Genomic DNA, 25,291 nt, shown 5'->3' with positions numbered 1-25,291 from the left:
GGGGGACGCAAACCGTCCAATATTCAATAGGTGTTGCTTCATACCCCGAAGGTATCGTGGGTTCACTTGCGTTGCAGTACCGACTCCCCGGCCTGGGGCGGCAAGCGCAGGTTATCCAGCAACGCCACGCCGGCAATCACCGCGACCAACAGAAACGTCAGCTGGAAATCGGCGGTGGCGGCCTGCCCGGTATTGCCGTGAAAATTCATGGCAAAACGTAACAACAGCGCGCCAATCGCCACGCCCATGGCCATGCTCAGCTGGAAAAACATACTGAACAAGGTTGAAGCATCGCTCATCTGCGCCTTGGGTATATCGGCAAACCCGAGGGTGTTGAACAAGGTGAACTGCATGGAGCGTGACAGCCCACCGACGAACAGAATGAACAGGATCAGCGCCCAGCTCATGCGCTCATCCAGCAACGCACAGGCGGCAATCGCCAGTACGCCAAGGATGCCGTTGATCATCAACACCGGACGGAAACCCCAACGCTGCATTACCCAGGTGGTGAACGGCTTCATCGCCAGATTGCCGGCAAATACCGCGAGCACCAGCAATCCCGCATCGAAGGCCGAGAGACCGAACGCCAGTTGAAACATCAACGGCAGCAGGAACGGCAAGGTGCTGATGGCCACCCGGAAAATCGACCCGCCACACAGGCACACACTGAAGGTGCGCACGCTCACCACACCCAACGCCAGTAACGGCTGGGCATGCCGGCGCATATGGCGCCAGGCAAAGGCACCGAGCATCACGCCTGCGCCACTGAGCAACAGGCCCTGCAACAGGCTGCCACGGCTTTGCCCGAGCAGTTCGACACCGTACAACAGCGCCGCGCTGGCGACGCCCACCAGCAGGAAACCGCTGAAATCGAAGGTGCGGGCAGTGACCTCGTCGTGCTTGGGGATCAATACCAGCGTCGCAATCAACGCCAGCAGGCCCAGCGGCAGGTTGAGGTAGAAAATCCACGGCCAGGACGCGTGGGTGACGATAAACCCGCCCACCGGCGGCCCGAGTATCGGCGCCACCAGGCCGGGCCAGGTGATAAATGAAATCGCCCGCACCAGGTCTTTTTTCTCGGTGCTACGCAGCACCGCCAGGCGCCCCACCGGCACCATCATCGCCCCGCTGATGCCCTGCAACACGCGCGCGGCAACGAAGGTTTCGAGGCTGTCACTCCAGCCGCACAGCAATGACGACACGCTGAACAGCACAATCGCCGAACCGAATACCCGCCGCGACCCAAAGCGGTCGGCCAGCCAGCCGCTGATGGGAATAAACACCGCAACGGCGAGCATGTAGGCGCTCATGCCGATGTTCACGTCCACCGCGCCCACCCCGAAGGTTTTGGCGATGTCCGGCAACGCAGTAGCGATCACCGTGGCGTCCAGGTTCTCCATGAAAAAGGTGACGGCGACCAACAAGGCAATCAAGGTTGAGCGGCGTTGGGAGATCGACGTCATTGCTGTTCACTCAGGGTTTCGTAGCGGCACTTTATCAATAAGTACGTGCGTGATGCCCCGCAATATTCCCGCCCCACAACGTAGCGCGTGGTAACGAATCGCCCCGAATTGGTGTGCGCGCCTACAAAAAAAGCCCTCGCCTCCCATCAAAACTCATCAAAAAACCCTTAATCAATCTACTTGGCACGATAAACGCTTACCCACTAATACAGGATTGTTGAACAATCACGACTACCCCTGAATCCAGCAACCGAGGCGACAAACATGCAAAAAGGTCTGAAGGGCAAGAACACCAAGCGCACCCTGGGGCTAGCGATCACCCTGGCGTGTGTGGCACCGCTACTGTCGGCTGCCGAGGTCAAGGGCACCCTCAAGCAGGGCGAGCTGTCGATCGGCTCCGACCTCACCTACCCGCCTTACACCTACCTTGAGCAAAAGACCCCCGCCGGTTTCGACCCGGAGTTCATGCAGTTGATGGGCAAGCAACTGGGGCTGAAACCGCGCTTTCTCGACACCCGTTTCGCCAACCTGATCCTCGGCGTCAACGCGCAGCGTTTCGACGTGGTGGCCTCGGCGCTGTATGTCACGCCCGAGCGCGCCAAACAGGTGGATTTCCTCAGCTACCTGAAGACCGGCTCTTCGCTGATGGTGCTCAGCGCCGGTGACTTCAAACCCCAACGCCCGGAAGACCTGTGCGGCAAGCGCGTCGGGTCGATCAAGGGCGCGTCGTGGGTGCCGAAGCTGAACAAGGTTTCGGCGGACTACTGCCTCCCTGCGGGCAAGCCGGCGATCGAGTCGCGTGAGTTCCCGACGTCTCCGGAAGCCGCCCAGGCCCTGCTCGCCCAAGCGGTCGACGTGCAGATGGAAGACGCGGCGGTCGCCAAGATCACTGTGGAAAAACTGCAAGGCAAAACCGTGATCAGCTCAAACGAATTGATCTACCCGGTGGTGGTCGGCCTGGCAGTGCGTAAAGAAAACCCGGCACTGCTCCAGGAACTGACCGGTGCCCTGAGCCAGATCAAGCAGGACGGCAGCTACGGCAATCTGCTTGCGCGCTACAACCTGGCCGAGCCGAACGCCGCCGAAATCACTGCGGCACTGGGTAACTGAAACGCGGAGCACCTTTATGCAATTCGATTGGCACTACACCCTGGGCCTGTTGTGGAACGGCGACTTCTGGCGCGCCGTCGGCACTGTGGTCGAACTGAGCCTGGAAACCTGGCTGCTGGGCATTGTGCTGGGGTTTTTCCTGGCCCTGGCCCGGCAGTCTGAACGGCGCTGGCTGCGGGATTGCGCCGGGGTCTACATCTGGTTCTTCCGCAGCCTGCCGTTACTGGTTCTATTGATCTTTGTCTACAACCTGCCCCAGGTGTTTCCGTCCACCAGCGTGGTGTTGTCCAACCCTTACTCCGCGGGCCTGATCGCCCTGGTATTGAGTGAGGCGGCCTACATCGCCGAGATTCATCGGGGCGGCTTGCTGGCGGTGGTCAAGGGGCAGCGCGAAGCCGGCAAGGCGTTGGGCGTGGGTTATCGCGGCGTGCAGCGCCTGATCGTGGTGCCCCAGGCGCTGCGGGTGGCATTGCCGACACTGGCCAACGAATACATCACCATCGTCAAGCTGACCTCGCTGGTGTCGGTGATTTCGCTCTCGGAAATCCTGCTGGTGGGCCAACAGCTCTACACCCAGAACTTCCTGGTGATGGAGACCATGCTGGCCGTGGCATTCTATTACGTGTTCATCGTGACGGTGTTCAGCTGGCTGCTGCGGGTGCTTGAAAACCACTTGGACGTGACCCGCCGCAAACCCAAGGCAATCGCGCCCGCTGAACTCGACCAGGTGGCGACGCGTCGTGCGTCCGGCCAGGCCGAGCCCGGCGAGTTTGCGTTGCAGGCCCGCGCAGTGCGCAAGGCCTATGGCGAGCTGGAAGTGCTCAAGGGTGTCGAACTGAATGTGCGCTGGGGCGAGGTGGTGTCGATCATCGGCCCGTCGGGCTCGGGCAAGACTACGTTGATTCGCACCATGAACGGCCTCGAAAGCCTGGACCGTGGCGAAATCACCCTGCAAGGCCAGCCGTTCCTGCGTGGCACTCAGGAGCCCCAGGGTGCGCTGGGTCACAAGGTGCATATGCGCGGCATCGTGCATGTCGGCATGGTGTTCCAGGGGTTCAACCTGTTCCCGCATAAAACCGCCCTTGAGAACGTGATGCTCGCGCCCGTCTACCATGCCCATGGGGGCGGCGAAGAACTGCGCCTGTTGAGCCTGGCCCTGCTGCGCAAGGTCGGCATGCTGGAGCACGCCGGCAAGTACCCGCATCAATTGTCCGGCGGCCAACAGCAGCGTGTGGCAATTGCGCGCGCCTTGGCGATGCGGCCGTCGGTGATGCTGTTTGACGAACCCACCTCAGCCCTCGACCCGGAGCTGGTGGGCGACGTACTCGCGGTGATCGAAGAGCTGGCTCGCGAAGGTATGACCATGGTCATCGTGACCCATGAAATGAACTTCGCGTTCAAGCTCTCCGATCGTGTGGTGTTCATGGAAGGCGGCGAGATTATTCAGGACGCCCCGCCGCGTGAAATGCTCGAACAACGCAGCGAACGCATGACCAAGTTCCTCAAAGACGTCCAACTGGCGTGAGCCCAAGGAGCCCCAACGTGAGTCAAGCCAAGGAACCCAGCCTGTCGCTGGCCGACCAGGTTGCCATCGAGCTGCGTGAAGACATCATCGGCGGCCGCCTGCTGCCCGGCATGCCGCTGGTGGAGAGCGAGCTGGTGAACGCCTACAACGCCTCGCGCAACACCGTGCGCGAAGCCCTGCATCACTTGGGCCGCGAAGGCCTGACCAGTTACGTGCGCAACAAAGGCGTGATCGTGCGCCGCCTCGGGGTGGATGAAGTGCGTGACCTCTTTAAGGTGCGTCGCACCCTGGAGCTGCAGGCCATCGCCGCCAGCAAGCCGTTGCGCGAGTACCAGTCCGACTTGATGCTCGAGTCCATCGAGGCCGCGCAATTGGCCCAGGATCGCGAAAACTGGCAGGCCTTCGGTACTCACAGCCTGCGCTTTCACCAACACATCGTCGGGCTGATGCGCAGCCCGTTGCTGGACGAATTCTTTACCCATATTGCAGCCCAGATGCGCCTGGTGTTTTCCAACGCGCCCAGCGAGGAAACCTTCCAGAAACCCTGGCTGGAACGCGACCGGCAGATTCACGACCTGTTGGTTGACGGCCACAAGCAAGCCGCCAGGGAAGCCCTGGGCAGCTACCTCAACGACTCCGAATCGGTGCTGCTGGACATTCTGAGCAGCATCCCCAAACCCTGAAGCGAGGACCTACCATGTACAAGGACTATCCAGCGGCCTACCAAGTCAGCAAAGGCGCTGCCTTGCAGGTCGACAAAGCCTTTTATGACCGCGTGCGCGAGTCCCGGGACGGCCGCACCCTGATCGAACAATTTGAAGTGCCGATCCGCACCGGCCGCGCCTGGAAAGTGCCGGCCGGCCATGTGTTCCGTGTGACCACACCGGTGGGCCCGCAGGTCGGCGACTTCAACGTGTGGAGTGCAAACGACCCTCGCGAGCGCATGTGGGCGGCACGCACCCGCCAGTTGCAAGGCGCTCACGTCAGCACCTATGACCGCCTGTGGTCGAATTTGCCGTTTTTGCGGCCGATGGTCACCATCACCGACGACAGCCTGGCCGACTACGGCATCGACGAACACGGCGGGCGCCTGCACGATTTGCTCGGCACGCGCTGCGACCCTTACGTGAACAAGATGCTCACCGGCGAAGACTTCCACCACCACTGCCACTCCAACCTGACTCGGGCCGTGCTGCCCCACGGCCTGACCGAGTTCGACGTGCATGACGTGTTGAATATCTTTCAGTGCACCGGCCTGAATCACGACGACATGTACTTCATGAAAGCCTGCCCGGCCAAACAGGGCGACTATCTGGAGTTTTTTGCCGAAATCGACCTGCTGTGCGCCCTCTCCACCTGCCCGGGTGGCGACCTGTCGCTGCCGATGTGGGGCCCGGACGCCGAAGACCCGCTGAAGGTCTGCCGTCCATTGGGGGTTGAGATCTACCGCCTCGACGACGCGCTGCTGGAAGGCTGGAAACAGCCCGAACGCGCCGCCTATAACGGCAACCATGGCCTGTTGATCCCCAAGGCTGACTGGGAAAAGTAACCGCCAGATTGACACCTGGGGCGCCGCGCCTCAGGTGTTCTGGGCGATCCTGCGGCTGATAAAACTGAAGGCCAGCACCACAAAAATCAGCACGCCGGTGGCCACCTGCTGCCAGTAAAAATTCCAGCCGATCAACAGCAAGCCATTGGCAATGACGTTGATAAACAGCACACCCAGCAGCGTGCCCGGAATATTCGCCCGGCCCTGGCGATTCAACGTGGTGCCGATAAATACCGCACCAATCGCATTCAGCAGGAACGCATTGCCCGACAGCGGCACATAAGCGCTCACCGTCGAACTGAGCAGAATCCCCGCCACCCCACACGCCAGCGCAGCGGCCAATACTGTGGTGGTGACAATGCGCCGTACCGATAACCCTGAGTAATACGCCAGCAGCGGCTGGGTGCCTTGGGCCAGCAGTTCGCGCCCCAGGCGTCCACGGGCCAGCAACAGGCCGTAGACCACTGCCAATACCAGCACGATCAACAACGGCAACGGCACACCCAACGGGCTGAAGCTCGCCAGTTCCGGCTTGAAGCCCTGGGCGATGTAGATCGGCTGGCCACCGTCCGAGAGCAACTGCTGGGCACTGGTGCCGATAAACAAGGTGCCGAGGGTCGCCAGGAACGGGCTGATCCGCAAACCCGCGATCAAGCCGGCGTTGAACAGTCCTACCAGCAACCCGGCGGCCAACGCACCAGCGATCGCCACACCCAACCCGTGCCCGGCGTTCAGTAACACTACAAAGCTGAAACTGGCGAAATCCAGCGCGGTGCCCACCGACAGGTCGATGCCACCGGCCGCCACCGCGTAGGTCATGCCGATGGCGACAATCGCCAGCAGCACGAAGTTGTTCAGCACCAGGCTTTTGAGATTACCGCCACTGAGGAACCCGGGTGCCTGCCAGGCAAACACCATGACGATGGCCACGAACACCAACGGTAACGTCAGGGGTAACAGTGAACGCCACCCACCGCCATGTGCTTGTAGCGTCGATACCTGACTCATGAAGGCTCTCCCCGGTTCAATGCACTGGAAGCCGCGACCACCAGCAAAATCAGCACGCCCTGCACACCGTTGACCCAGAAGCTCGACAGGTTCAGCAGTTGAAACCCGTTGATCAAAAAGCCGATCAGCAAGGTCGCCAGCAAGGTGCCGGGGATGCTCGCCACCAGTCGCCGGGAAAACACCACGCCGAGAAAGGCAATCGCCACCACCGATAGCAGCATGTCGCCGGAGCCGGTGGTGCTGCCGCTGAAAAATGCCGCTGAACACAAAGCCGCCACGGCGGCACACAACCCCGACAACAGATAGCTGGAAAGCACATACGCTGGCACCCGAATGCCCGCAGCCTCAGCGGCGTGCGGGTATTCCCCGACGGCATGCAGGCGCAGGCCATACGCCGTGTGCTGGATCAACAGCGTCAGCACGAAGGCCGTCACCAGCAACACCCAGGCGAGTGCCGGCACTGCCAGCCAGGTCCCGCCGCTGAGCAGGTCGAGCAACGGTGAGTCGGTGGAGACCACGGTGTTTTCGGTCAGGACCAACTCCAGGCCGGCCAGAACATTCATGCTTGCCAGGGTCGCGAGCAACGGTGGCAAACGCAGTACCACCACAGCCAGGCCATTGAGCAGGCCGACCGCCAGGCCACAGCCCAAGGTCAGCAGCAGGCTGGCCCAAAGGTCGAGACCGGCATTGTTGAGTCGGCTGAACAGTGCAGCGCACAACCCCAGATTGGCCGCCAGCGACAGGTCCAGCCCGCCAGCGACGACATTGGAACCGCCGCCAATGATCACGCAGGTCAGGCCGAAGGCAAGCACCCCCAGGATGGCCGACTGGCTGAACACATTGGCGATATTACCCACCGACAAAAAGTTTGGCGCGGCCACGGCAAACCCCAGCAGGATCGCCAGGAACACCCCCACCGAACCGCGCCGCAACACCAGTACCCACAACCGTTGGGACAAGCCCGGCGCAGCCGTCTCAAGCAGGGACATGCGCCACCTCCCGATTCACCGGCACGGATACCGTGGGCGGCACAGCCCCCGTGGCACACGCCAGCAATTGATCACTGTCCGCCTCACCGGCCAGGAACTCACCGGCAATCTCGCCTCGATGCAACACCAGGATGCGGTCGCAAATTCCCAGCAGCTCGGGCAAGTCCGAAGACAGCACCAGCACCGCAGCCCCCTCTTCCACCAGGCGCCCGATCAGGCGATAAATCTCGACTTTGGCGCCCACATCCACCCCCACGCACGGCTCATCCAACAGATACACCGCCGAGCGTCGACTCAACCATTTGCCCAAGGCAACTTTCTGCTGGTTACCCCCGCTGAGTTGGCTGACCGCGGCCTGCGGACCTGGCGCCTTGATTGCCAGTTCGTCGATCAGGCGCAGGCTTTCGGCCTGTTCCTGGCGCTTGTTCAGCAAGCCCCAACGGCTGAACCGCGCAAGCCCGGCCAGTGTGAGGTTTTCCAGCACCGAGAGCAGCGGCGAAATCCCTTGGCTGCGGCGCTCTTCCGGCACCAGGGCAATCCCTCGAGCGATGGCGTCGCCGGGTGAACGCAGGCGCAACAAGCGGCCTTCCAGGTGGATGCTGCCGCTGTCGGCACGCGCTACGCCAAACAGGGTCTTGAGCAAGTCTTTAGCGCCCGACCCGACCAGCCCGGTCAGTCCGACGATTTCGCCTCGGCGCAGCTCCAGGTCGATCTCCCGGTAGCGCCGGGCCAGGCTCAACGAGCGCACCTGCAGCAACGGTTCACCCAGTTCGACCTGAGCCTTGGGATACATGTCCTGCACCTCACGATTGACCATCAACCGCGCAATCTGCGCGCTGGAGGTATGCCGTGGCTCCACCACCGCCACATCACGACCATTGCGCAACACCGTCACCTCATCGCACAGGCTGTCGATTTCCTGCAGGTAATGGGAGATGTAGAGGATTGATAAACCCTGGTCCCGCAGGCGCTTGACGATCCGCAGCAACTGGTCGACCTCGCGCTTGACCAACGCCACGCTGGGCTCGTCGAACACCAGGATTTTCGGCTGGCGAATCAACGCCCGGGTGATTTGCAGCACCTGGCGCTCGGCGCTGTTCAGCTCGCCTACCAACGCGTCGGCCGGCAGTTGCAGCTCAAAATATTCCGCCAGCAAGCGCTCGGCCTCACGCTGCTGCCGACGCCGATCCACAAACGGGCCACGGCGTAATTCATGCCCGAAAAACAGCGCCTCGCCCACGGTAAAACTCGCCGGCAACAGGCGCTCCTGATGGATGAACTGCACGCCCAGGGCATCCACCTGGCGCGGCGATAGCGCGGCATACGCCTGGCCGTCAATGCTCACCTGCCCCGAGTCCGCCTTGTGGATCCCCGCCAACACCTTGATCAAGGTCGACTTGCCGGCACCGTTCTCACCCACGAGGCCATGAATGGTGCCGCGCTCGACTTTCAGGCTCGCATCATCCAGCGCCAGGGTGGCGCCGAAACGTTTGTGCAGGTGCTGCAAGTGCAATGCAGCCATTAATCACCCCGCAGTTGCTGGACCTGCGCCAGGTTGGCAGCCGTGGTCAGCAGCGTCGCGACGTGAGTTTCCTTGGGCAGGTCACGCTGCCCGGCCAGGTAGCGGGCCACGTTCTGCACCGCGGTCTTGCCGATCAGCGCCGGCTGCTGGGCGACCACTGCGCCCACCGGTGAATTGGCCTGGCCGAGCAGCTCCAGCACTTCAGGCGTGCCGTCCACACCATAAGTCTTGATCTCGGTGCGCTTGGCATCGATCAACGCCTTGCTCGCCCCCAGTTGCGGAATGTCCCACGCCGCCCAGATCGCCGAGACACTGCCGGCCGGGTACTTGTTGAGCAACGCGGACACTTGGGAATACGCATCCTGCACGGTGTTGGGGATCACATCCCGCAACTCCGGCTCGATGATTTCCAGTTGCGGGTGATCCTTGAGCGCCAGCTTCAACTGGTCATAGCGAATCGCGCACACCGGCACGCCGTAGAAGCCATTGAACACCAGGATCTTGCCCTTGCCGCCGGCGTCCTTGATCAGTTGATCGGCCAAGGCCTTGCCGGTGGCGACGTTATCCGAGGTGGTGTTGTTGAGGCTGTACTGCGAAGGCGCGTCGATGGTGAACAGCGGGATGCCGGCCTTGCTGATGCGCTTGAGCCACGGGTCGATCACGCTGAGGGTGCCGAGGGTCTGGATCACCGCATCGGGTTTCTGGGTGACCACGGTTTGCAGTTGGGTCACCAGGTTCTTGTCATTGCGCCCGGCGTCGAGGGTGATCGGCGTGCCGCCGAGGCGCTTGATCTCGTCGACCTGGGCCTGGAATGCCTTGATATCGAAATAGTGACTGGTGCCGGTCATGCTCACGGCAATGTGCTTGCCGGCCAGGGACGGCACCGCGTCGTCGCCCTCGGCGGCCTGGGACAGCGCGGGGTGGCCCAGCAACAGCGCTGCGCCAAGCCAGATGAAACGGAAACGTGAGAAAAAAGTGCAAGGCATACAAGGCTCCGCTGAGCTACGGGTGAAAGGGTTCACCTGTGTGCATTGCAGAGCCCATGCCATAAATTATTGTTAATAAAATCAATCAGATAAAAACAACGGCTGGCATCACGCTGTCCCGCGTAAACCATAAGTGTCCGACTGGTGTTGCCCAGCCAACAGTTGCACACACCCAAGACCGCCGCCTACTGCACGATCATTCAATATCCATGGGGCCGTTGGGCCTAACGTAAGGCTCCGATCTGCTGAAACCCTGGAACCTCCGATGCCTGCCACCTCCGCTTCGACGCATTACACTTCGATCAACTTCGCGCAAAAATACGCCCTGTTCAGCGAGCAATGGGCGCCCAAGGTCGTCGCGCAAATGAACGACTACCAGTTCAAGGTGGTGAAGATTGAAGGTGACTTTATCTGGCACGACCATGCCGACACCGATGAAACCTTTATCGTCCTGGAAGGCACCCTGCGCATCGACTTCCGCGACGGCGCCGTGACCATCGGCCAAGGGGAAATGTATGTGGTGCCCAAAGGGGTTGAGCACAAGCCGCACGCATTGGGTGAGGTGAAGCTGCTGTTGATCGAGCCCTGCGGCGTGCTGAACACCGGCAGTGAGGGTGGCGAGCGTACGGCAATCAACGACGTGTGGATTTAGCACCTTCCGGCGTTGCCTGTTTGGGCTAGTCTTTACATCACTGTTTCTCCCGACCAGGAGCCCGCGTGATGAACAGGCAGCTCAAGAAAACCTCAGCCCTCGTGGTTATCCTGATGGCGTTGGCGGGCAACGCTTACGCTGGCACTGCCGCCTGCCCGCCCACCCATGCCCTTAAAGATACGTACAAAAAGACGCCGACCGGCGAAGTGGTTGCCTACTCCGCGTCCGGCCCGGACGGTCAGCAATGGACCGGGCAAAACCCGATGACAGAGCAGAAGGACCTGCACCAGGTCCACTTTGAAAAGGCGGTGATCCAAAGCAGCCAGGGTGAGTCGTCGGTGGCATGCCACTACCTGGATCAGAACCACGAACCGGTGAGCATGACCCTGAAAAACCCGGTCAATGCCAAGCCCGTCGGCAGCGCGTGGGCAGGCAACGAATGCACGGCAACCGACCCGGCGCTCTGTACGTTTGAATAGCAAGCATGCCCGACAGTTTATGTGGCGCGCTGTTCCTTGCATCTTGCGCAACAGTCCTTTGTCATCAGCAGCATTGATAGCTCCCTAACGAAACCTGCATGCTAGAGGGCTCGCTTTACGCTTATATCATTCCGAATGATAGTTACCTTTGTTTCATTCGATTCGTGAGATAGCACCCTGCCGAGCATGATCCGCCCATCTTAAATACATTGGCGGATGCACTTCATGGAACAGTCTCTCAAACATTTGCGCTATCCCTTGGCCATTTTGGCCGTGATGGTGATGAGCGCCTGCGGCAAAGCGCCGGAACAAGCAGCCGCCATGCCACCCAGCCATGTCAGCGTGGCCAAGGTGCTGGAACAACCGGTCAACGAGTGGGACGAATTCACCGGCCGCCTCGAAGCGCCGGAAACCGTACAGATCCGTCCGCGCGTGTCGGGCCAGATCGATCAGGTAGCCTTCACCGAAGGCGCGCTGGTCAAGAAAGGCGACCTGCTGTTCCAGATCGACCCACGCCCATTCCAGGCTGAAGTGCGCCGCCTCGAAGCCCAACTGCAGCAAACCAAAGCTGCTGCCTCCCGCAGTGATAACGAAGCCCAGCGCGGCGAACGCCTGCGCCAGAGCAATGCGATCTCCGCCGAACTGGCCGATTCGCGCACCACCGCCGCCCAGGAAGCCCGCGCCGCCGTCGCCGGGATCCAGGCGCAGTTGGACCTGGCCAAGTTGAACCTGAGTTTCACCCGCGTGACTTCGCCCATCAGCGGCCGTGTCAGCCGTGCCGAAATCACCGCCGGCAACCTAGTGACCGCCGATGTCACCGCGCTGACCAGCGTGGTCTCCACCGACAAGGTCTACGCCTACTTTGACGCCGATGAGCGCGTGTACCTCAAGTACACCGAACTCGCGCGCCAGGGTCGCCGTGGCGCTACCACCCCGGTGTACCTGGGCCTGTCGAATGAAACCGGCAACCCGCACCTGGGCCAGATGAACTTCGTCGACAACCAGGTCAACCCGGCCACCGGCACCATTCGCGGTCGCGCCGTGTTCGATAACAGCAAGGGCGAATACACCCCTGGCCTGTATGCCCGCTTGAAGCTGGTGGGCAGCGGCACCTACTCCGCCGTGCTGATCAGCGACGAAGCCGTGGGCACCGACCTGGGCAAGAAATTCGTACTGGTGATGGACGGCGACAAGCCTGCCTATCGCGCCGTGGAACTGGGGCCGAAGATCGAAGGCTTGCGCATCGTGCGCAGCGGCCTGACCAAGGACGACACGATCATCGTCAAAGGCTTGCAGCGCGTTCGCCCGGGATCGCCGGTTGCTCCGGAAACCATCCCGATGGCCAGCAAGGAAACCCTCGCCGCCTTGGCACAACAACGACAAGCGCTTGAAGCCAGCAACCTGGAGCAAGTGGCGCCGGATAAAGCCGCGCCCAAGCTCGCCAGTGTCGCGACTCCACGCGGTTAAGGGATACGACTCAAGATGAATTTTTCCAAGTTCTTCATTTCGCGGCCGATCTTCGCAGCGGTGCTGTCGCTGTTGATCCTGATCGCCGGCGCGATTTCACTGTTCCAGCTACCCATCAGTGAATACCCGGAAGTGGTGCCGCCGACTGTAGTGGTACGCGCCAACTTCCCGGGCGCCAACCCCAAGGTCATCGGTGAAACCGTGGCCGCGCCTCTGGAGCAAGCCATCACCGGCGTCGAGAACATGCTGTACATGTCCTCGCAATCGACCGCCGACGGCAAGCTGACCCTGACCATCACCTTCGCCCTGGGCACCGACCTGGACAACGCGCAGGTGCAGGTCCAGAACCGGGTAACCCGGACTCAGCCAAAACTGCCTGAGGAAGTGACACGCATCGGCATCACCGTGGACAAGGCCTCTCCCGACCTGACCATGGTGGTGCACATCACCTCCCCCGATCAGCGCTACAACATGCTGTACCTGTCCAACTACGCGATCCTGAATATCAAGGATGAGTTGGCACGGCTGGGCGGCGTGGGTGATGTGCAGCTGTTCGGCATGGGCGACTACTCCCTGCGGGTGTGGCTCGATCCGAACAAGACCGCCTCGCGCAACCTGACCGCCACTGATGTGGTGACGGCCATTCGCGAGCAGAACCGCCAGGTAGCGGCCGGTGCGCTGGGTGCGCAGCCTGCGCCGACTGACACCAGTTTCCAGCTGTCGGTGAATACCCAGGGCCGTCTGGTCACTGAGGAAGAGTTCGAGAACATCGTCATTCGTGCCGGTGACAACGGCGAAATCACGCGCCTGAAGGACATCGCGCGGGTTGAGCTGGGTTCCAGCCAATATGCCCTGCGCTCGTTGATCGACAACCAGCCGGCCGTGGCGATTCCGATCTTCCAGCGCCCTGGCTCCAACGCCATCGACATCTCCAATGAAGTGCGCGCCGAAATGGCGGAGCTGAAAAAGAGCTTCCCGGAAGGCATGGACTACCGAATCGCCTACGACCCGACCGTCTTCGTGCGCGGCTCCATCGAGGCCGTGGTTCACACCTTGTTCGAAGCACTGATCCTGGTGGTGCTGGTGGTGATCCTGTTCCTGCAAACCTGGCGTGCGTCGATCATTCCGTTGGTGGCGGTGCCGGTTTCGTTGATCGGTACCTTTGCGGTGATGCACCTGTTTGGCTTCTCGCTCAATGCGCTGTCGCTGTTCGGACTGGTGTTGGCGATTGGTATCGTGGTGGACGACGCCATCGTGGTGGTGGAGAACGTCGAGCGGAACATCGAGCTTGGACTGGAACCGTTCCCGGCCACCGAAAAGGCCATGAGCGAAGTGACCGGCCCGATCATCGCGACCGCGCTGGTACTGTGTGCGGTGTTCATTCCAGCGGCCTTTATCAGCGGCTTGACCGGGCAGTTCTATAAGCAGTTCGCCTTGACCATTGCGATCTCGACGGTGATTTCGGCGTTCAACTCGCTGACCCTGTCGCCCGCACTGGCAGCGGTATTGCTCAAAGGCCACAACGCACCGAAAGACGGCTTCTCCAGGTTCCTCGACAAGATGCTGGGCGGTTGGTTGTTCAAGCCGTTCAACCGTTTCTTCGAGAAGGCCAGCCATGGTTACGTCGGCACTGTGCGCCGGGTGATTCGCGGCAGTGGCATCGCGCTGTTCCTGTACGCCGGCCTGATGGTCCTGACCTGGCTGGGCTTTGCCCACACGCCGACCGGTTTCGTACCGGCCCAGGACAAGCAATACCTGGTGGCCTTCGCGCAATTGCCGGACGCCGCGAGCCTGGACCGCACCGAAGACGTGATCAAGCGCATGTCGGACATTGCGATGAAACAGCCGGGCGTGGAAAGCGCGATTGCCTTCCCTGGTTTGTCGATCAACGGTTTTACCAACAGCCCGAACAACGGCATCGTGTTCGTGACCTTGAAGCCGTTCGATGAGCGTAAAGACCCGAGCCTGTCTGCCGGTGCGATTGCCGGTGCACTGAATGGCAAGTACAGCAGCATCCAGGAAGCCTACATGGCGATCTTCCCACCGCCGCCGGTACAGGGCCTGGGGACGATTGGCGGGTTCCGCCTGCAGGTCGAAGACCGTGGCAACCTGGGTTACGACGAGCTGTACAAAGAAGTGCAGAACATCATTACCAAAAGCCGTGGCGTGCCTGAGTTGTTCGGCCTGTTCACCAGCTACACGGTCAACGTGCCTCAGGTCGATGCGGCCATCGACCGCGAAAAGGCCAAGACCCATGGCGTGGCGATCAGTGACATCTTCGACACCCTGCAGATCTACCTGGGTTCGTTGTATGCCAACGACTTCAACCGCTTCGGGCGCACCTATCAGGTCAACGTGCAGGCTGAGCAACAGTTCCGCCAGGATGAAGACCAGATCGGTCAGCTGAAAGTGCGTAACAACAAAGGCGAGATGATTCCCCTGGCGACCTTCATCAAGGTCAGCGACACCTCGGGTCCGGACCGCGTGATGCACTACAACGGCTTCATCACGGCTGAGATCAACGGCAACGCCGCACCGGGCTACAGCTCCGGCCAGGCCCAGGTGGCGATCGAGAAACTGTTGAAAGACGAACTGCCCAACGGCATGACCTACGAGTGGACCGACCTGACCTATCAGCAAATCCTCTCGGGCAACACTGCGCTGTTCGTGTTCCCGCTCTGCGTACTGCTGGCGTTCCTGGTACTCGCCGCCCAATACGAAAGCTGGAGCCTGCCATTGGCGGTGATCCTGATCGTACCGATGACCCTGCTGTCGGCCATCACCGGGGTGATTATCTCTGGCGGCGACAACAACATCTTTACCCAGATCGGCCTGATCGTACTGGTGGGCCTGGCCTGTAAGAACGCGATTCTGATCGTCGAGTTCGCCAAGGATAAACAGCAGGAAGGCCTCGACCCGCTCGCCGCGGTACTGGAAGCCTGCCGTCTGCGTCTGCGGCCGATCCTGATGACCTCGTTCGCCTTCATCATGGGTGTAGTGCCTCTGGTGTTGTCCAGCGGTGCCGGTGCCGAGATGCGTCATGCCATGGGTGTGGCGGTGTTCTCCGGGATGATCGGCGTGACCTTCTTCGGTCTGCTGCTGACACCAGTGTTCTATGTTCTGATCCGCCGGTTTGTTGAACGCGGTGAGGCGCGCAAAGCGGCCAAGGCCTTGAAGCTGGAGACACAGCAATGAGCGTGAAAGTATTTTTGCCGAGCTTGCTGGTACTGGCGCTGAGCGCCTGTGCCGTGGGCCCGGACTATAAAACCCAGCCACTGGAGGCGGCCAACGTAACGGCCGCCGCCGACGCCAAGCAGTACGACCACGCGAAGTTCGAAGGCATCTGGTGGCAGCAGTTCGAGGACCCGACCCTTAACCAGTTGGTGACTCAGTCCCTGAACGGTAACCGTGACCTGCGGGTGGCATTTGCCCGCCTGCGGGCAGCCCGGGCGATTCGTGACGACGCTGCCAATGACGTGATGCCGGTGATCACCAGCCGCGTCAGCAGCGACGTGGGCAAAGGCCAGATTCCGGGCCAGACCACCAAACGCGTCAACAGTGAGCGTTATGACCTGGGCCTGGACATGGCCTGGGAGGTGGACTTGTTCGGGCGCATCCGCCGCAACCTCGAGGCCAGCGACGCTGACCAACAGGTTGCCGAGGCCGACCTGTATCAACTGCAAGTCACGATGATTGCCGAGCTGGTGGATGCTTACGGTCAACTGCGGGGCGCGCAACTGCGTGAGAAGATCGCGGTGGCCAACCTGAAGAATCAGGAGGATTCGCGCGGCATTACGGTCAGCCTGCGGGATGCCGGTGTGGGCGATCAGCTCGATGTAGTGCGTGCCGATGCGCGGCTGGCGGCTGTAGAAGCCAGTGTGCCGCAACTGCAGGCCGAGGAAGTTCGCGAGCGTAATCGCATCGCTACCCTGCTCGGTGAGCGTCCGGACAAGTTGAGCGTGGATTTGAGCCCGAAAGATTTGCCGGCGATTGCCAAGGCGTTGCCGATTGGTGATCCGGGGCAACTGTTGCAGCGTCGTCCGGACATTCTCAGTGCCGAGCGTAAGTTGGCAGCCGCCACGGCGCGGATTGGGGTGGCCAAGGCTGATCTGTTTCCGCGGGTGAGTCTCAGTGGGTTCCTCGGGTTTACCGCTGGGCGGGGTTCGCAGATTGGGTCGGCGGCGGCGAATGCCTGGTCGCTGGGTCCGAGCATTACCTGGGCGGCGTTTGACTTGGGTAGCGTGCGGGCGCGGTTGCGCGGCGCGGATGCCGAGGCGGATGGCGCTCTGGCGAGCTATGAACAGCAGGTGTTGCTGGCGCTGGAAGAATCGGAAAATGCCTTCAGTGATTACGGTAAACGCCAGCAGCGGTTGGTTTCGCTGATTCGTCAGAGTGAGTCGAGTCGGGCGGCTGCGGATCTGGCGGAGATTCGTTATCGCGAAGGGACGGTGGATTTCCTGGTGTTGCTGGACGCGCAACGTGAGCGTTTGGCTGCCGAGGATTCGCAGGCTCAGGCCGAGGTGGATCTGTATCGTGGGATTGTCGCGATTTACAAGGCGTTGGGGGGTGGGTGGCAGCCGAGTACCACCATCGCCAGTGCCAAGTGATGTGATTTAAAGAGCTCCTTTGGTTGGTCGCATCCAGCCAATTTTTAGCCTCGCGCCGTCATTCGGTCGCGGGGCTTTTTTTTGCTCGTTTGTGGTGTGTACATATCCGTTATTTCGGTCAGGGCTGCTATTGGTTCCGCTCTTACAGCGGCTCACTTTTGAACAGCGCAAAAGTAAGCAAAACGCTCTTGCCCCACCACTCGGCACCTCGCTTGGGCTCGGTGTGCCCTCACTCCGGCTTTGGACCGTGGGCCGCCGCGATGGGCCATCCTTGGCCCAGCACGGCTAACCCGGCGTCCTGCCGGGTTACCCACGCTCCAAAGCCTGCGTTCGGCCAGCGTGGTTTAACGGGGCGCCTAAGATCAAGATCAACAGCAGATCAAGGGCACAGCGGCCTACCGGCCGGCTTGAGTGTTGAAGAGCAAAATCAGAAGCTAAAGCGGGCACGGTCCAAATGTGGGAGCGGGCTTGCTCGCGAAGGTCGTTAACGATGACGCTGGCATTCTGGATGAACGCGGCGCCCTCAAGTTTTTCGCGAGCAAGCTCGCTCCTACAGGTTCGGCGTTTCGTTAAGTATCAGGCTGCGATAGTGCCCGGGATTGGAGCCCGACCACTTGCGAAACGCCTTGTAGAACGAGCTGGCATCGGCAAACCCCAGGCGGGTGGCGATTTCGGTAAAGCTGATGTCGGAGTCCGCCAACCACACGATCGCCAGTTCTTTGCGCACGCTGTCCTTGAGACCTTGGTAGGTCTGCCCTTCTTCCGCCAGGCGCCGGCGCAGGGTGGAGGCGGAGATGCACAGCGACGCGGCCAGGCCTTCGGTTTCCGGCCAGGTATCGGCGGGCATTTGCCGAAGGTCAGTCTTGATGCGGGTGGCGAGGCTGTCGGGGTCGCGGTATTTGACGAGGATGTTGGCGGGGGCATGGGCCAGGAAGCGCTTGAGTTCTTCCGGGCTGCGTTTGATTGGCAGGTCGAGGCAGTCGGCGGAGAAAATCATTCGGGTGCGCGGCCGGTCGAAGCGCAGGTTGTCGGAGAACATCACTTGGTAGTCGTCGCAGAAGTCTGGCTGCGGGCAGCGCAGTTCGATCGCCAGGATCGGGATGCGCCGCCCCGCCAGCCAGCAGGCGACGCCGTGGACGATCATCCAGTAGGCGAAGTAGGTAAAGGCGCGCTTGGGTTCAGGCTCCGGTTCCAACAGTACGATTTCCGCCAGGCTCTGCTGGTGCACCAGTTGCGCCGGCATACGCTCGAGCATCAGTGACAGGAAGCCCAGGCCGGTTTCCAACGCGGTGGCCAAGGTCGGTTGGGCCATCGAGGCGCGGCAGAGGAATTCCAGGCTGCCGGATTTGAGCTTGCGCGCGTCCATGCCGAAAAATTCGTCGTCCATCCGCCGTGCCAGCAGGCGCCATAAACGCGCGTAAGCCGTTGCCGGGACGCGTGCGGTTGGCTGGCCGAGCAGCGCGGGATCGATTCCGACTTTGCTCAATACTTCATCGGTCGCCGCACCCGGCGCGCAGCTCTGCAACAGGGCTTCGCGGACCAGTTGGATGGAAATGGTGTCTTTTTCCGACATGGGGAATGGAGCGATCCGGTGGCTTGGGCAATGCCGCGCATTCTAGTGGGGGTTGCGGTTTGCCACCACCGTTCAGTCAAGGTTCAGTAAAGGTCAAGATTCACTGTTTAGTAATGAGTATCATTATGTTACAACTTAGCTTCCTATCTAGTGACGATTCGGTGCCGAATGCTTGTTCCTTTTTTAATCATGCTGCGCGAAGGCATAGAAGCCGCCTTGATCGTTGGCATTATTGCCAGCTACCTCAAGCAAACTGGCCGTGGCCAGTACATGCCCGCAGTGTGGATCGGCGTATTTCTGGCAGCAGCCCTGGCACTGCTGGTCGGCGGTGGCCTGGAACTGGTGAGTGCCGAATTCCCGCAGAAACAACAGGAACTGTTCGAAGGCATCGTCGGCCTGGTGGCCGTGGGCATTCTCAGCTCCATGGTGTTCTGGATGCGCAAGGTGGCGCGCTCCATCAAGCATTCCCTGCATGAATCCCTCGATCATGCCTTGGCCGGTTCCAAGCATCAGGTCACGGCGCTGATCGCCATGGTGTTTTTTGCCGTGGCCCGTGAAGGCCTCGAAACCGTATTCTTCCTGCTGGCCGTGTTCCAGCAAAGCGAAGGCCCGGGTGCGCCGATTGGCGCCCTGCTCGGCCTGATCCTGGCGATCATCGTCGGCTTCCTGATCTACACCGGCAGCATGCGCCTGAACCTCGGCGCGTTCTTCCGCTGGACCGGCCTGTTTATCCTGGTGGTCGCCGCCGGCATCCTCGCCAACTCGGTACAAGCCCTGCACGAAGCCGGGGTGTGGAACCACCTGCAAACCGTTTTGTTCGATTTCAGCGCGACGCTGCCGATGGATGGCCCGCTGGGCTCGGTGCTGGCCGGCATGTTCGGCTATCAGGACGCCCCGACCATCAGCACCCTCGGCGCCTACCTGATTTACCTGGTGGTGGCCCTGGTGATGTTCTTCCTGCCCGCGCCGCCGAGCAAGCCGGCTACCCGCACAACTTCTTCCGTTTCCAGCCAGTAAGGACCGCCTCTTGTCCAACCCAACCCCTCAACCGGCTCCGCCGTCCCGCGCCTTGCGCTGGGCGGTGGGCGGCTCGGTGGTCGTGATGATCGCCGCCGGTGGCCTGTTCTACTACGCCTCGCAACTGGCCGCCTCCAAGCGCCAGGCCAACCACAATGAAATTGCCGTCACCATCCACGCCCACAGCTGCGAGCCGAATGCGCTGACAGTGCCGGCAGGACGCGCCAGTTTCCGCATCATCAACCGCTCGGACCGTGCCGTGGAGTGGGAAATCCTCGACGGCGTGCTGGTGGTCGAAGAGCGCGAAAATATCGCCCCGGGCCTGAGCCAGGTGATCAACGCCAACCTGCTGCCCGGCGACTACCAGATCACCTGCGGCCTGCTGAGCAACCCGCGTGGCACCTTGAAGGTGACACCGACTGCCGAGTCGGACGCCCAAGCCAAGGCCAAGCCGTCGATGATGGCGTTTATCGGCCCGTTGTCGGAGTTCCGCGTGTACCTGAGCAGTCAGGGCGGCGCGCTGGTCAAGGCCGTTACGGCACTTGACCAGGCCATCGAAGCCGGCGACCTCGCCCAGGCCCAGGCACTTTACGTACCGGCCCGCGAGGCCTACCAGCGTCTGGCCCCGGCCTCCCAACGCCTGGCGGAACTGGACAACGCGATCAACGCCCGCGCCGACTACTTTGAAAAGCGCGAGCAGGACCCGGCCTTCAGCGGCTTCCACCGTCTCGAATACGGCCTGTTCCAGCAACGCAATCTCGACGGCCTGGCGCCGATTGCCCAGCGCCTGGTCACCGACGTCACCAGCCTCAAGCAACAGCTGCTGGCCCAGTCGCTGCCGCCGGAGCAACTGGTGAGCATCGTGGTGCGCAACCTCAACAGCCTGGCTGACGTACGCGCCGCCAGCGGCGAGGAAGAGCGCTACAGCCATACCGATCTCAACGGCTTCGCCGCCAACCTGGATGCCGCCCGCAAAGTGGTGGACCTGATGCGCCCGCTGTTGACCAAATCTGCCGCGCAATTGCTGCCGGGGATCGACAGCGCGATCACCGCCCTCGACGCCGAACTCAACGGCTTGAAAGTCGATGGCCGCTACGCCTCGTATGACAGCGTTACCGCCGATCAGCACAAGCAGATCGCCGACAAGGCCAAGGCTCTGGCCGTTGCACTCGATGGAATCGACCCCGCCCTTGGCCTTTCCGGCCTGAAGTGAAGACGACCGTAGACATGAGTGATTCAGAACAATTTTCATCCCAGCGTCGGCGTGTATTGCTGGGCATGGCCGCTACCGGAGCCGCGATTGCCGGCAGCAGCCTGAGCTGCCCGGCGATGGCTGCCAACGCTGCCGCGCAAGTCACCACCGCACCGAGCAGTGAAAAGACCCAGGACCATCACGATTACCACGGCAAGCACCAGACCGGCATCGTCACCCCGCGCCCGGCCTGCGGCATGCTGGTGGCGTTCGACGTGTTGGCCAGCGACCGCGAAGACCTGGAGCGGCTGTTCCGCACCTTGAACGAGCGCATCGCGTTCCTGATGACCGGCGGCACTGTGGTGCAAGTCGATCCAAAACTGCCCCCCACCGACTCCGGCATCCTCGGCCCGGTGGTGACCCCGGACAACCTGACCATCACCGTATCGGTGGGCGAGTCGCTGTTCGACGAACGCTTCGGCCTGGCCGCAGCCAAGCCCAAGCGCCTGATCCGCATGGTCGGTTTCCCCAACGATGCGCTGGAACCGGCGCAGTGCCACGGCGACCTGAGCCTGCAGTTCAGCTCCAACACCCCGGACACCAATATCCACGCCCTGCGCGACATCGTGAAAAACCTGCCGGACCTGCTGCTGGTGCGCTGGAAGCAGGAAGGCAGCGTACCGCCCCAGGCCCCTGCCCGCCCTGGCGAGCCGGCGCAGAGCGCGCGTAACTTCCTGGGTTTTCGCGACGGCTCGGCCAACCCGAACTCCAACGACAACAAGGCGATGGACCAGATTGTGTGGGTACAGCCGGGCAGCGACGAACCGGCCTGGGCCGTCAATGGCAGCTACCAGGCGGTGCGGATCATCCGCAACTTCGTCGAGCGCTGGGACCGCACGCCCCTGCAAGAGCAAGAAAGCATCATTGGCCGGATCAAGACCAGTGGCGCGCCCATGGATGGCCAGAAAGAAACCCAGGTGCCGGACTACAGCAAGGACCCGGAAGGCAAGTTGACCAAGCTCGATGCCCACATCCGCCTGGCCAACCCACGTACAGCACAGACCCAGGCCAACCTGATCCTGCGCCGGCCGTTCAACTACTCCAACGGCGTCAACAAAAACGGTCAGCTGGACATGGGGCTGTTGTTCATCTGCTACCAGGCTGACCTGGAGAAAGGCTTTATCAGCGTACAAACCCGGCTCAACGGCGAGCCCCTGGAGGAATACCTGAAGCCGGTCGGCGGCGGTTATTTCTTCACCTTGCCAGGCGTCACCGGGGCCCAGGATTTCATCGGGCGCACGCTGCTTGATGCGACACATCCTCAAACCACTGCCAATACCTAAAACAAACCCCAGAGCGGAAATCGTCCCATGAAGAAGTCGTCTCTCGCATTGTCGTTGTTAATGAGCCTTTCGCCGCTGGCCGCCTTCGCCGCCACCGCGCCGCTGGACCTGGTAGGGCCGGTGTCGGACTACAAGATCTACGTCACCGAAGAAATCGGCGAGCTGGTCACCCAGACCCAGGCGTTCACCGACGCCGTGAAAAAAGGCGACCTGGCCACCGCCAAGAAGCTGTACGCGCCAACCCGTGTTCACTATGAGTCGATCGAGCCGATCGCCGAGCTGTTCAGCGACCTCGACGCCTCCATCGACTCCCGTGTCGACGACCACGAAAAAGGCGTGAAAGCCGAAGACTTCACCGGTTTCCACCGCATCGAGTACAGCCTGTTCTCCGAGAACACCACCAAAGGCCTGGACGCCCTGGCGGACAAGCTCAACAGCGACGTGCTCGACCTGAAAACCCGGGTTGACGGCCTGACCTTCCCGCCGGAAAAAGTCGTCGGTGGCGCTGCTGCCCTGCTGGAAGAAGTGGCCGCGACCAAAATCTCCGGTGAAGAAGATCGCTACAGCCACACCGACCTGTATGACTTCCAGGGCAACATCGACGGTGCGAAGAAAATCGTCGACCTGTTCCGTCCGCAGATCGAGAAGCAAGACAAGGCGTTCGTCGCCAAAGTCGACAAGAACTTCGCGGCCGTGGACAAGATCCTGGCCAAGTACAAAACCAAGGATGGCGGTTTCGAGACCTACGACAAGGTTAAGGAAGCTGACCGTAAAGCCCTGGTTGGCCCGGTCAATACCCTGGCGGAAGACCTGTCCACCTTGCGTGGCAAGCTTGGCTTGAACTGATTGGCATGCTGCCTGCTTCTCCCGCGCCCTGACGCAGGGGAAGCAGGTCGGTACCTGTCAACTTTGACAGTAGACAGCCCACACAAAATCAACCTTCATGACAGTAGACGCTTCCGTCTAACGCCAGGGAGTTCGTGATGAACACTAAACTGATTGATGAGACAACCTTTGACGAAGAAGAATGGAATGGCTGGTACCCCGACTCGGCCTACCCAATGGAAATCGTGAAGCAGGGGTCGCGTTATTACGCACAGCCGGGACCAACGTCACCATCAGCGATTGCCGTCCTGACCAAACAATTTTCACTGAAGCATGGCGAAGAACACCTATTCCAACTGAGATACAAAGCCACAGTCGATGCCTGGTATACGCTTTATTTTGATCAGCGAACGCTGGCGTCTGTAGAGTTGAAAAAAACATCTGAGGCAACAATCAGCGTCCCCTTCAAACTCGTTGAATCAGAAGGCGGCCCTGGCTCTCTCAGGATCCAGATTCAACCGCCGCCTGACAGCAGAAATGACGCCGTCGCAATTGACACGTTGTACCTTGCGGCTGTTTCTCGCTGAAGTGGAACACGCCGGGTAAGAGGCCTTCCTCTACAAAATCCGATACAACAACCGCTCGATCCGCACCCGGCTGACCCGACGCAAAAACTTGCCGACGGCCGCCGGGTACTCCACCAGGGTTTCCAGTTGCTGGTAGCGTTCAATACGCGAGGTGTGCTGGAAAATCTCCGCAAGCTCGGTGCGCCGAGGCCCTACCCATTCACCCTTCGGATCATCGATCAACAAGGCATTTTCCAGGTCGAGGCGAAACGCTCGTGGGTTGATGTTGTTGCCCGTCAGCAAGGTATAGCGCTGGTCGACCCACATGCCCTTGAGGTGATAGGTATTGTCGCCGTCGCGCCACAGGTGCAGGTTCAGCTGGCCGCTGTCGATCATCCGCTGGTGGCGCTTGGCGAAGCGTCGCAGGCTGATTTCGTAGAGATACGGCAGTGCAGCGATGACCTTGAACGGCTCGCTTGGCGGGATGTAGAAGTCGTTGGCGGTCTTGTCACCGACGATGATGTCGATCTTCACCCCGCGCGCCAGGGCGCGGTTGATTTCCCGGGTCACCGGCAGCGGCAGGTTGAAGTACGGCGTACAGATAGTCAGCTGGTGCTGGGCACTGGCGATAAGCTCGCAGATCACCCGGCTCAGGGGGTTGTTCTTGCACACGCCGAGCAACGGGCTGACCGTCAGGTTGCCGTTTGGCAACTGCCCGGCCGTGGTGTCATACACCGCGTGCTTCAGCCGGCTGCGCAGGTCGCCGATGTCGTTACGCAGGCTGCGGGTGGTCGGCGGGTTGGGCAGGTCCAGCCGATGCACGGCCTTGGAGGCCACCAGGCCGTGCTCCACCAGGTGCTGCATCGAGTCGGCCAGCGCCTTGTTGTGGATCAGGTGGTAACGGTCATAACGGTATTTGTCAAACTTGTGCAGGTACACGTTGTTCAGGCTGGCGCCGCTGTACAGCACGCTGTCATCGATCACGAAGCCCTTGAGGTGCAGCACGCCGAACAGTTCCCGGGTTTGCACCGGCACGCCGTACACCGGCACTTCGGTGCTGTGGGACTGGGTCATGGCCTGGTACCAGGCGCTGTTGCCCGGTTGCTTGCCAGCCCCGATCAAACCGCGCTGGGCGCGCAGCGAGTCGACCATCACCACGATATCCAGCCCGGGCCGTGCAGCCTTGGCGGCATGCAACGCGTCATAGATCTCTTGCCCGGCCTCGTCCTGTTGCAGGTACAACGCCACGATGTAGATGCGCTGGGTGGCCTGGGAGATTTTCTCCAACAGGCAACGGCGGTACTGCGCAGCGCCGGACAGCACCTCGATCGCGTCAGGGGTGAGGGGAAAACCGCGCAGCTTGGGCAACAGGGAGCGTTTGAATAACGACGGCATAGGGCTCGCAATGGGTCGAATCC

The 25,291-nt window shown here is 61.2% G+C and carries 21 protein-coding genes; 14 read left to right on the top strand and 7 right to left on the bottom strand.

All coding sequences use genetic code 11. The features are described from left to right. Positions 1 to 62: 62 nt before the first annotated feature. On the bottom strand, positions 63 to 1,463 hold the full coding sequence (locus HBJ59_RS17590; RefSeq protein ID WP_167664249.1) for a DHA2 family efflux MFS transporter permease subunit: 1,401 nt from the start codon (positions 1,461 to 1,463) through the stop codon (positions 63 to 65). A 264-nt stretch (positions 1,464 to 1,727) separates the two neighbouring features. On the opposite strand from HBJ59_RS17590, the gene HBJ59_RS17585 reads away from it, so the two are divergent. From HBJ59_RS17585 to HBJ59_RS17570, 4 genes are read left to right on the top strand one after another with little or no spacing between them, the layout of a single operon-like run. Continuing rightward, a complete protein-coding gene (locus HBJ59_RS17585; protein WP_167664248.1) occupies positions 1,728 to 2,573 on the top strand; it encodes a transporter substrate-binding domain-containing protein in 846 nt (281 codons plus the stop codon). 16 nt (positions 2,574 to 2,589) lie between these two features. After that, on the top strand, positions 2,590 to 4,098 hold the full coding sequence (locus tag HBJ59_RS31880) for an amino acid ABC transporter permease/ATP-binding protein (RefSeq protein ID WP_076013555.1): 1,509 nt from the start codon (positions 2,590 to 2,592) through the stop codon (positions 4,096 to 4,098). 17 nt (positions 4,099 to 4,115) lie between these two features. Further along, positions 4,116 to 4,781 (top strand): GntR family transcriptional regulator, encoded by a 666-nt coding sequence (locus HBJ59_RS17575; RefSeq protein ID WP_167664247.1) that lies wholly within the window; start codon positions 4,116 to 4,118, stop codon positions 4,779 to 4,781. Between the two features lie 14 nt (positions 4,782 to 4,795). Further along, a complete protein-coding gene (locus HBJ59_RS17570) occupies positions 4,796 to 5,647 on the top strand; it encodes a DUF1989 domain-containing protein (protein WP_167664246.1) in 852 nt (283 codons plus the stop codon). 30 nt (positions 5,648 to 5,677) lie between these two features. Here the strand turns inward: HBJ59_RS17570 and HBJ59_RS17565 are convergent, their stop codons facing one another. The 4 genes from HBJ59_RS17565 to HBJ59_RS17550 are packed head-to-tail and all read right to left on the bottom strand — an operon-like array spanning position 5,678 to position 10,152. Beyond that, positions 5,678 to 6,655 (bottom strand): ABC transporter permease, encoded by a 978-nt coding sequence (locus tag HBJ59_RS17565; protein WP_076013557.1) that lies wholly within the window; start codon positions 6,653 to 6,655, stop codon positions 5,678 to 5,680. Further along, positions 6,652 to 7,644, bottom strand: coding sequence for an ABC transporter permease (locus HBJ59_RS17560; RefSeq protein ID WP_076013558.1), 993 nt, complete (start codon positions 7,642 to 7,644; stop codon positions 6,652 to 6,654). The genes HBJ59_RS17565 and HBJ59_RS17560 overlap by 4 nt, the downstream gene beginning before the upstream one ends. Next, positions 7,631 to 9,166: a sugar ABC transporter ATP-binding protein gene (locus HBJ59_RS17555; RefSeq protein ID WP_167664245.1), complete on the bottom strand. Its 1,536-nt coding sequence runs from the start codon at positions 9,164 to 9,166 to the stop codon at positions 7,631 to 7,633. Before HBJ59_RS17555 ends, HBJ59_RS17560 begins: the two co-directional genes overlap by 14 nt. After that, the gene (locus tag HBJ59_RS17550; protein WP_167664244.1) at positions 9,166 to 10,152 is read right to left on the bottom strand and encodes a sugar ABC transporter substrate-binding protein; all 987 of its coding nucleotides are present in this window, start codon (positions 10,150 to 10,152) and stop codon (positions 9,166 to 9,168) included. The genes HBJ59_RS17555 and HBJ59_RS17550 overlap by 1 nt, the downstream gene beginning before the upstream one ends. 265 nt (positions 10,153 to 10,417) lie before the next feature. Between HBJ59_RS17550 and HBJ59_RS17545 the strand changes: the two genes are divergently transcribed. The 5 genes from HBJ59_RS17545 to HBJ59_RS17525 all read left to right on the top strand — a co-directional run bounded on the left by HBJ59_RS17545 (position 10,418) and on the right by HBJ59_RS17525 (position 17,357). Continuing rightward, complete coding sequence (locus HBJ59_RS17545; protein WP_076013561.1) at positions 10,418 to 10,804, top strand: cupin domain-containing protein; 387 nt, start codon at positions 10,418 to 10,420, stop codon at positions 10,802 to 10,804. Between the two features lie 68 nt (positions 10,805 to 10,872). After that, entirely contained in the window at positions 10,873 to 11,283 is a 411-nt protein-coding gene (locus HBJ59_RS17540) for a DUF3757 domain-containing protein (protein ID WP_167664243.1), read from the top strand. A 225-nt stretch (positions 11,284 to 11,508) separates the two neighbouring features. Further along, the gene (mexE, locus tag HBJ59_RS17535; protein WP_076013718.1) at positions 11,509 to 12,750 is read left to right on the top strand and encodes a multidrug efflux RND transporter periplasmic adaptor subunit MexE; all 1,242 of its coding nucleotides are present in this window, start codon (positions 11,509 to 11,511) and stop codon (positions 12,748 to 12,750) included. Positions 12,751 to 12,765: 15 nt separating this feature from the next. Continuing rightward, positions 12,766 to 15,945: an efflux RND transporter permease subunit gene (locus tag HBJ59_RS17530; RefSeq protein ID WP_076013563.1), complete on the top strand. Its 3,180-nt coding sequence runs from the start codon at positions 12,766 to 12,768 to the stop codon at positions 15,943 to 15,945. After that, positions 15,942 to 17,357: an efflux transporter outer membrane subunit gene (locus HBJ59_RS17525; RefSeq protein ID WP_167664242.1), complete on the top strand. Its 1,416-nt coding sequence runs from the start codon at positions 15,942 to 15,944 to the stop codon at positions 17,355 to 17,357. The genes HBJ59_RS17530 and HBJ59_RS17525 overlap by 4 nt, the downstream gene beginning before the upstream one ends. 550 nt (positions 17,358 to 17,907) lie before the next feature. Here HBJ59_RS17525 and HBJ59_RS17520 read toward each other — a convergent pair. Beyond that, positions 17,908 to 18,930 (bottom strand): AraC family transcriptional regulator, encoded by a 1,023-nt coding sequence (locus tag HBJ59_RS17520; RefSeq protein ID WP_167664241.1) that lies wholly within the window; start codon positions 18,928 to 18,930, stop codon positions 17,908 to 17,910. 168 nt (positions 18,931 to 19,098) lie between these two features. Here HBJ59_RS17520 and efeU point away from each other — a divergent pair, with 168 nt between their 5' ends. The 5 genes from efeU to HBJ59_RS17495 all read left to right on the top strand — a co-directional run bounded on the left by efeU (position 19,099) and on the right by HBJ59_RS17495 (position 23,894). Further along, entirely contained in the window at positions 19,099 to 19,947 is an 849-nt protein-coding gene (efeU, locus tag HBJ59_RS17515; protein WP_003218412.1) for an iron uptake transporter permease EfeU, read from the top strand. 10 nt (positions 19,948 to 19,957) lie between these two features. Further along, a complete protein-coding gene (gene efeO, locus HBJ59_RS17510; protein WP_167664240.1) occupies positions 19,958 to 21,160 on the top strand; it encodes an iron uptake system protein EfeO in 1,203 nt (400 codons plus the stop codon). 14 nt (positions 21,161 to 21,174) lie between these two features. Beyond that, positions 21,175 to 22,482 carry an iron uptake transporter deferrochelatase/peroxidase subunit gene (gene efeB / locus HBJ59_RS17505; protein WP_167664239.1) on the top strand — a complete coding sequence of 436 codons (1,308 nt, stop codon included), beginning with the start codon at positions 21,175 to 21,177 and terminating at the stop codon, positions 22,480 to 22,482. Positions 22,483 to 22,509: 27 nt separating this feature from the next. Continuing rightward, positions 22,510 to 23,328, top strand: coding sequence for an iron uptake system protein EfeO (gene efeO, locus HBJ59_RS17500; protein WP_167664238.1), 819 nt, complete (start codon positions 22,510 to 22,512; stop codon positions 23,326 to 23,328). A 137-nt stretch (positions 23,329 to 23,465) separates the two neighbouring features. Continuing rightward, positions 23,466 to 23,894, top strand: a complete 429-nt coding sequence (locus HBJ59_RS17495; RefSeq protein ID WP_167664237.1) for a hypothetical protein — start codon at positions 23,466 to 23,468, stop codon at positions 23,892 to 23,894. Positions 23,895 to 23,924: 30 nt separating this feature from the next. Here the strand turns inward: HBJ59_RS17495 and pssA are convergent, their stop codons facing one another. Continuing rightward, positions 23,925 to 25,268: a CDP-diacylglycerol--serine O-phosphatidyltransferase gene (gene pssA / locus HBJ59_RS17490; protein WP_167664236.1), complete on the bottom strand. Its 1,344-nt coding sequence runs from the start codon at positions 25,266 to 25,268 to the stop codon at positions 23,925 to 23,927. Between the last annotated feature and the right edge of the window lie 23 nt (positions 25,269 to 25,291).

The sequence above is a fragment of the Pseudomonas sp. AN3A02 genome (assembly GCF_011765255.1).
Taxonomy (GTDB): domain Bacteria; phylum Pseudomonadota; class Gammaproteobacteria; order Pseudomonadales; family Pseudomonadaceae; genus Aquipseudomonas.
Note: the sequence above shows the minus strand (reverse complement) of the source record. Positions and strands in the feature narration are given on the sequence as shown.

What these genes read in the sequence shown, in the direction of transcription:
- HBJ59_RS17550 (WP_167664244.1), bottom strand. Translation starts at nt 10,152, where the DNA reads ATGCCTTGCACTTTTTTCTCACGTTTCCGTTTCATCTGGCTTGGCGCA.
- mexE (WP_076013718.1), top strand. Translation starts at nt 11,509, where the DNA reads ATGGAACAGTCTCTCAAACATTTGCGCTATCCCTTGGCCATTTTGGCC.
- HBJ59_RS17555 (WP_167664245.1), bottom strand. Translation starts at nt 9,166, where the DNA reads ATGGCTGCATTGCACTTGCAGCACCTGCACAAACGTTTCGGCGCCACC.
- HBJ59_RS17520 (WP_167664241.1), bottom strand. Translation starts at nt 18,930, where the DNA reads ATGTCGGAAAAAGACACCATTTCCATCCAACTGGTCCGCGAAGCCCTG.
- HBJ59_RS17560 (WP_076013558.1), bottom strand. Translation starts at nt 7,644, where the DNA reads ATGTCCCTGCTTGAGACGGCTGCGCCGGGCTTGTCCCAACGGTTGTGG.
- HBJ59_RS17530 (WP_076013563.1), top strand. Translation starts at nt 12,766, where the DNA reads ATGAATTTTTCCAAGTTCTTCATTTCGCGGCCGATCTTCGCAGCGGTG.
- HBJ59_RS17545 (WP_076013561.1), top strand. Translation starts at nt 10,418, where the DNA reads ATGCCTGCCACCTCCGCTTCGACGCATTACACTTCGATCAACTTCGCG.
- HBJ59_RS17565 (WP_076013557.1), bottom strand. Translation starts at nt 6,655, where the DNA reads ATGAGTCAGGTATCGACGCTACAAGCACATGGCGGTGGGTGGCGTTCA.
- efeO (WP_167664238.1), top strand. Translation starts at nt 22,510, where the DNA reads ATGAAGAAGTCGTCTCTCGCATTGTCGTTGTTAATGAGCCTTTCGCCG.
- HBJ59_RS31880 (WP_076013555.1), top strand. Translation starts at nt 2,590, where the DNA reads ATGCAATTCGATTGGCACTACACCCTGGGCCTGTTGTGGAACGGCGAC.
- efeU (WP_003218412.1), top strand. Translation starts at nt 19,099, where the DNA reads ATGCTTGTTCCTTTTTTAATCATGCTGCGCGAAGGCATAGAAGCCGCC.
- HBJ59_RS17525 (WP_167664242.1), top strand. Translation starts at nt 15,942, where the DNA reads ATGAGCGTGAAAGTATTTTTGCCGAGCTTGCTGGTACTGGCGCTGAGC.
- HBJ59_RS17495 (WP_167664237.1), top strand. Translation starts at nt 23,466, where the DNA reads ATGAACACTAAACTGATTGATGAGACAACCTTTGACGAAGAAGAATGG.
- pssA (WP_167664236.1), bottom strand. Translation starts at nt 25,268, where the DNA reads ATGCCGTCGTTATTCAAACGCTCCCTGTTGCCCAAGCTGCGCGGTTTT.
- efeB (WP_167664239.1), top strand. Translation starts at nt 21,175, where the DNA reads ATGAGTGATTCAGAACAATTTTCATCCCAGCGTCGGCGTGTATTGCTG.
- HBJ59_RS17570 (WP_167664246.1), top strand. Translation starts at nt 4,796, where the DNA reads ATGTACAAGGACTATCCAGCGGCCTACCAAGTCAGCAAAGGCGCTGCC.
- HBJ59_RS17590 (WP_167664249.1), bottom strand. Translation starts at nt 1,463, where the DNA reads ATGACGTCGATCTCCCAACGCCGCTCAACCTTGATTGCCTTGTTGGTC.
- HBJ59_RS17585 (WP_167664248.1), top strand. Translation starts at nt 1,728, where the DNA reads ATGCAAAAAGGTCTGAAGGGCAAGAACACCAAGCGCACCCTGGGGCTA.
- HBJ59_RS17540 (WP_167664243.1), top strand. Translation starts at nt 10,873, where the DNA reads ATGAACAGGCAGCTCAAGAAAACCTCAGCCCTCGTGGTTATCCTGATG.